Source organism: Micromonospora sp. MH33, from assembly GCF_003013775.1.
Lineage (GTDB): Bacteria > Actinomycetota > Actinomycetes > Mycobacteriales > Micromonosporaceae > Micromonospora > Micromonospora fulviviridis.
On sequence record NZ_MUYZ01000053.1, the window covers coordinates 24,471 to 30,470 of the forward strand.

Consider the following 6,000-nt stretch of genomic DNA (forward strand, 5'->3'; position numbering starts at 1 on the left):
GGGGCGGTGCGCCCGCCCGGGCCCGGACCCGGGCGGGCGCACCGATGTCGGTCACCAGATGGCACGACGAAGGGGCGCCAGGTGGGATCCCACCCGACGCCCCCCTTTTCGCGTACGTCGGAGGTCAGCGCCGCCCGACGGTGAGCACCGGCTTGGTGACCTCGGCGAAGAAGTCGTTGCCCTTGTCGTCGACCACGATGAAGGCCGGGAAGTCCTCCACCTCGATCTTCCAGACCGCCTCCATGCCCAGCTCGGGGTATTCGAGCACCTCGACGTGCTTGATGCAGTCCTGGGCGAGCCGGGCCGCCGGGCCGCCGATCGAGCCGAGGTAGAAGCCCCCGTACGCCTGGCAGGAGCGGGTGACCTGGCCGGAGCGGTTGCCCTTGGCCAGCATCACCATCGAGCCGCCGGCCGCCTGGAACTTCTCCACGTAGGCGTCCATCCGCCCGGCGGTGGTCGGGCCGAACGAGCCGGAGGCGTAGCCCTCGGGGGTCTTGGCCGGGCCGGCGTAGTAGACGGCGTGGTCCCGCAGGTACTGCGGCATCGGCTCACCGGCGTCCAGCCGCTCGGCGATCTTGGCGTGCGCGATGTCCCGGGCCACCACCAGCGGGCCGGTCAGCGACAGCCGGGTCTTCACCGGGTATTTCGACAGCTCGGCGCGGATCTCGTCCATCGGCCGGTTGAGGTCGACCCGGACCACCTCGGAGGTGTCCAGGTGGGCGTCGGTCACGTCGGGCAGGTAGCGCGCCGGGTCGGTCTCCAGGCGCTCCAGCCAGACGCCCGACGGCGTGATCTTGGCGACCGCCTGCCGGTCGGCCGAGCAGGAGACCGCGATGGCCACCGGGCAGGACGCGCCGTGCCGGGGCAGCCGGACCACCCGGACGTCGTGGCAGAAGTAGCGCCCGCCGAACTGCGCGCCGATGCCGAAGTTGCGGGTCAGCTCCAGCACCTCGGCCTCCAGTTCGAGGTCGCGGAAGCCGTGCGCGCTCATCGAGCCCTGCGTCGGGAGGGCGTCCAGGTACTTCGCCGAGGCGTACTTGGCGGTCTTCAGCGCGTACTCGGCGGAGGTGCCGCCGATGACGATGGCCAGGTGGTAGGGCGGGCAGGCCGCGGTGCCGATGAGGCGCAGCTTCTCCTCCAGGAACTGCATCATCCGCGTCGGGTTCAGCAGCGCCTTGGTCTCCTGGTAGAGGTAGGACTTGTTGGCCGAGCCACCGCCCTTGGCCATGAAGAGGAACTTGTAGGCGTCCGGGTGGCCGTCCGGGTCCTCGGCGTAGAGCTCGACCTGGGCGGGCAGGTTGCTGCCGGTGTTCCGCTCCTCCCACATGGTCAGCGGGGCGAGCTGGGAGTAGCGCAGGTTGAGCCGGGTGTAGGCCTGGTAGACGCCGCGCGAAATGGCCTCGGCGTCGGTGCCGTCGGTGAGCACGTGCCGGCCGCGCTTGCCCATCACGATCGCGGTGCCGGTGTCCTGGCACATCGGCAGCACGCCACCGGCGGCGATGTTGGCGTTGCGCAGCAGGTCCAGCGCGACGAACCGGTCGTTCGGCGAGGCCGCCGGGTCGTCGATGATCGACCGGAGCTGGGCCAGGTGGGCCGGGCGCAGGAAGTGGGCGATGTCGTGCATCGCCTCGGCGGTCAGCGCGGTCAGCGCGGCGGGCTCCACGGTGAGGAACCGACGGCCACCCGGGCCGTCGACGACGTCGACGCCCTCATCGGTGACCAGGCGGTATTCCGTCTGGTCGGGTCCGGTCGGCAGCAGGGGGGCGTACGAGAATGCGGCGGCACTGCTCATGACGGAAAAGCCTAGGGCAGAGCCGTCGATCGGTGGCACCCGCCGGGTGCGTCCTGGGACGGCGCTCTCACCCGGCGTCACTTGCCGTCGGCGCAGAGTTCGTTCTTCGGGCCGCAGCTGCCCTGGTCGGTCGGGGGTCGCCAGGTGTCGCCCGGGTCCGGCGCGGGCACCGCGCCCTCGTCCGGCGGGGGCACCGCGGCGGCGCCGGCGCCCCAGCGGACGTACCCGATCTCCCGGCCCTCCCCGATGATCATGCCGTGCGGACCGACCGCCAGGGCGTTCGCCGAGGTGCGCAGCAGGACCAGCTCCCGACCGCTCCGGGGCTCGACCGCGATCAGCCGGGACGGCTTCTCCTCGGCGATCAGCCCCGCGTACGGGGTGAGCGCGGCGCCGCTCTTCCCACCGGCCGGCCGGGTCCACCGGGTGCCCTCGGCCGACAGGTCCCGGCCGAACAGCGAGCGCTTGTCGGCGCTGCGCACCACCGCGTAGCGGTCGTCGACGGCGAGCACCTTCTCGCCCTCCGCCCCGACGAGGAGCAGCCGGCCGTCGTACCCGTCGAGGACCGCCTCGCGCCCGTCCGGCGCGACCCCGAGCAGCACGTTGCGGGCGCCCTGCGGGTCCTCCCGCTGCACGCAGCCGGCGTAGTCGGCGGTGCGCAGGTTCACCCCGTTGCGCCGCCACACCTGCTGCCCGGTCGCCGGGTCGACGGCGGTGAGGACGAAGTAGCAGGTGCCGTCCCGGGAGGTGGCGGCGATCCGGAGCAACCGCCCGCCGACCACCGCGAGCCGCTCCTCGCGGCCGGGCTCGACGTTCTGGAGCACCCGGCCGGTGGCGGTGTCCACCACGTGCACCCGGCCGTCGACCGGGAAGCCGAGCAGCGGCGGGACCGACTCCGGCCCGGCCACCCCTTCGTCGATCCGCGGCGCGCCGAGGCGCCGGGTGCCGAGCAGCTCCGGGTTGTCGGCGAGCACCCCGCTGTGCACGCCGGGCAGGAACGCGCTCCAGCGGGGCGTGGTGCCGCGCGGATCCCAGGCACGCAGGGTGCAGTCGGTGGGCTGCACGCAGTAGGCGTCGAGCAGCAGGTTGCGGTACGTCCAGACGGCGATCGCACGCTCGTCGCGGCGGCGCACCACGCCGGTGGTGGGGTCGAGCACCTCGTACCCCTTGTCCAGGAGCTTGCCCACGGCGACGACGGGGTCCCGGTCGCTGCCGGCCACCGCGGCCCAGTCGGCCTTGCGCTCCCAGAGCTGCGCGCCGTTGGCCAGGCTGCGCGCCTCGACCCGGGTGCGCTGCTCGACGATCACGGTGTCGCCGGCGATGGTGACGCTCTTCGGGGTGCCGCCGACCCGCTGCTGCCAGACCACGTCCGGCTCGGAGATCGGCTTGCTCCGGTCGACCCAGTCCCAGACGGCGGGGAACGGGTTCCACACCCCGGTGGCGGCGAGCACGACCACGGTGATGAGCCCCAGCAGCAACCAGCCGCGTACGCCAAGGCCCTTCACACCGCACACGGTAGCGACGATCACCGCTGCGCCGGCCCCCCGAACGGCCGTGTCGCGCCGCTTTCTCGGTCGGCCGCCGGGCTAGGCGCCGCGGGCGGCGGAGCGGACCAGGGGCAGGGTGCGGTACGGGATCTGCTCGGCGAGGGCGATGATCGTGGAGGCGCGCCGGATGCCCTCCGAGGCGACGATCTGGTCGATGACCCGCTGGAGGTCGGTGTTCGACCGGGCCACGATGCGGCAGAGCAGGTCGCTGGAGCCGGTGATGGTGTGCGCCTCCAGCACCTCGGGAATGGCGGCCAGGTGCGCGGTCACCGGGTCGTGGCCGTGCCGCTGGCTGATCTCCAGGGTCACGAAGCTGGTCACCCCGAACCCGATGGCGGCCGGCGAGATGTCCGGCCCGAACCCGGCGATCACCCCCCGCTCGACCAGCTTGTCGAGCCGGGCCTGGACGGTGCCCCGGGCCACACCGAGCCGCCGCGAGCACTCCAGCACCCCGATCCGGGGCTCCTCGGCGAGCAAATCGATCAAGCGAGCATCCAGCGCGTCGAGCTGTACATCCTGACCAGTGTTCATGGGGTTTCATATTACCGAATGCACAACCTGACCAGCATTTTTGACGACAGTTGCCCAACCGGCGGCCGCGCAGCGATCCTCGCCACAACAGCAGATCAACGGCGGCCCACGAGGCCGGCCGGTGCGCAAGGGAGGCGACCATGACCCAGGCGATCGACCGACCCCAGTCGACCGAGGAGGTCGACGTCGACGCCCTCGTCGGCGCCGTCGACCACGACATCACCCGCGACCCGTTCCCGGTCAAGGGACTCGACCACGTGCACTTCCTGGTGGGCAACGCCAAGCAGGCCGCCCACTACTACTCCACCGCGTTCGGCATGACCTGCGTGGCGTACCGCGGGCCGGAGCAGGGCTACCGGGACCACGCCCAGTACGTGCTGACCAGCGGCTCCGCGCGGTTCGTGCTGACCGGCGCGGTCCGCCCGGACGCCGAGGGCGCCGAGCACGTGGCGAAGCACAGCGACGGTGTCTCCGACATCGCGCTGGAGGTGCCGGACGTGGACGCGGCGTACGCGCACGCCACCGCCCAGGGCGCCACCGGCCTGGTCGAGCCGCACGACGTCAGCGACGAGCACGGCACCGTCCGGATGGCGGCCATCGCCGCGTACGGCGACACCCGGCACACGCTGGTCGACCGGTCCCGCTACACCGGCCCGTTCCTGCCCGGCTTCGTGGCCCGGGGCCCGATCGTGGACCGCCAGCCGATGATCGACGCGGGCATCCAGCCGAAGCGTTTCTTCCAGGCCGTCGACCACGTGGTCGGCAACGTGGAGCTGGGCCGGATGGACGAGTGGGTCGAGTTCTACAAGCGCGTCATGGGCTTCAGCAACATGGCCGAGTTCATCGGCGACGACATCGCCACCGACTACTCGGCGCTCATGAGCAAGGTGGTCGCGAACGGCACCCGCAAGGTGAAGTTCCCGCTCAACGAGCCGGCCGTCGCCCGCAAGAAGTCGCAGATCGACGAGTACCTCGAGTTCTACCAGGGCCCGGGCGCCCAGCACATCGCCGTGGCCACCAACGACATCCTGGCCAGCGTCGACGCCATGCGGGCCGCCGGCGTCGAGTTCCTGGACACCCCGGACTCCTACTACGAGGACCCGGAGCTGCGCGCCCGGATCGGCCAGGTGCGGGTGCCGATCGAGGAACTGAAGTCCCGCAAGATCCTGGTCGACCGGGACGAGGACGGCTACCTGCTCCAGATCTTCACCAAGCCGGTGCAGGACCGCCCGACCGTCTTCTTCGAGCTGATCGAGCGGCACGGCTCGCTGGGCTTCGGCAAGGGCAACTTCAAGGCCCTGTTCGAGGCCATCGAGCGGGAGCAGGAGAAGCGCGGCAACCTGTAACACTGTCCGCGTGACCCAGCCTTCCCCCGCGTCTCCGCCGCCCGCCGGGCCCCCGCCCGCGGGCGGCGGCTTCGCGCCGCCGTCCGGGGCGTACCTGCCGCCGCCGCAGCACACCCCGCCCACGTACGCCGGGCTGCCGAGCTACCCCCCGCCACCCCCGGGGTACGCCCCGCACGCCGGCTTCGTGCCGCCCACCCTGGCCCCCAACGGGCAGCCGCTGGCCGGCTTCGGCGAGCGGCTGCTGGCCTGGCTGATCGACGGCCTGGTGGCCACCGCGGTGGCGATGGTGCTCTTCGCGCCGGTCTTCCTCTGGATGGTCGTCAAGATGGTCGACGACATGCCGCCGGCCGGGCCGGACGGGACGGTGGCCGCGCCGGACTTCGGCACGGCCCTGACCGACTTCTTCCTGCCCGTGCTCCTCGCCGAACTCGGCGTCTTCGCGCTCCTGCTCGTCTTCTACTGGCTCTACCACGTGGAGTACGCCCGCCGGACCGGGCAGACGCTCGGCAAGAAGGTGATGAAGCTGCGCATCGTGCCGCTCGACCCGAACGCCCCGCTCACCCGGGGCATGCTCGGCAAGCGGTACCTGGTGGAGTTCGTCGCCGCCGCGCTGGTGCCCTTCGCCAACTACCTCGACGGTTTCTGGCAGCTCTGGGACAAGCCCTGGCAGCAGTGCCTGCACGACAAGTTCGCCGGCACGGTCGTCGTTAAGGTTGCACCGTGAGCGAGCACACCGAGGCACGGCCGTGAGCGTGCAGCCCGGCTGGTACGTCGACCCCGCCGATCC

At 71.9% G+C, this 6,000-nt stretch carries 5 protein-coding genes; 2 read left to right on the plus strand and 3 right to left on the minus strand.

All coding sequences use genetic code 11. From position 1 onward, the window contains the following. Positions 1-124 precede the first annotated feature (124 nt). The 3 genes from B0E53_RS11630 to B0E53_RS11640 all read right to left on the minus strand — a co-directional run bounded on the left by B0E53_RS11630 (position 125) and on the right by B0E53_RS11640 (position 3,867). Positions 125-1,792, minus strand: coding sequence for a fumarate hydratase (locus B0E53_RS11630; RefSeq protein ID WP_107076061.1), 1,668 nt, complete (start codon positions 1,790-1,792; stop codon positions 125-127). Between the two features lie 77 nt (positions 1,793-1,869). Continuing rightward, positions 1,870-3,303 (minus strand): PQQ-binding-like beta-propeller repeat protein, encoded by a 1,434-nt coding sequence (locus B0E53_RS11635; protein WP_107076068.1) that lies wholly within the window; start codon positions 3,301-3,303, stop codon positions 1,870-1,872. Between the two features lie 72 nt (positions 3,304-3,375). Continuing rightward, positions 3,376-3,867 (minus strand): Lrp/AsnC family transcriptional regulator, encoded by a 492-nt coding sequence (locus B0E53_RS11640; RefSeq protein WP_107076062.1) that lies wholly within the window; start codon positions 3,865-3,867, stop codon positions 3,376-3,378. A 140-nt stretch (positions 3,868-4,007) separates the two neighbouring features. Here B0E53_RS11640 and hppD point away from each other — a divergent pair, with 140 nt between their 5' ends. Next, complete coding sequence (gene hppD / locus B0E53_RS11645; protein ID WP_107076063.1) at positions 4,008-5,213, plus strand: 4-hydroxyphenylpyruvate dioxygenase; 1,206 nt, start codon at positions 4,008-4,010, stop codon at positions 5,211-5,213. 10 nt (positions 5,214-5,223) lie between these two features. Beyond that, complete coding sequence (locus tag B0E53_RS11650; RefSeq protein ID WP_107076064.1) at positions 5,224-5,937, plus strand: RDD family protein; 714 nt, start codon at positions 5,224-5,226, stop codon at positions 5,935-5,937. Positions 5,938-6,000: the final 63 nt, after the last annotated feature.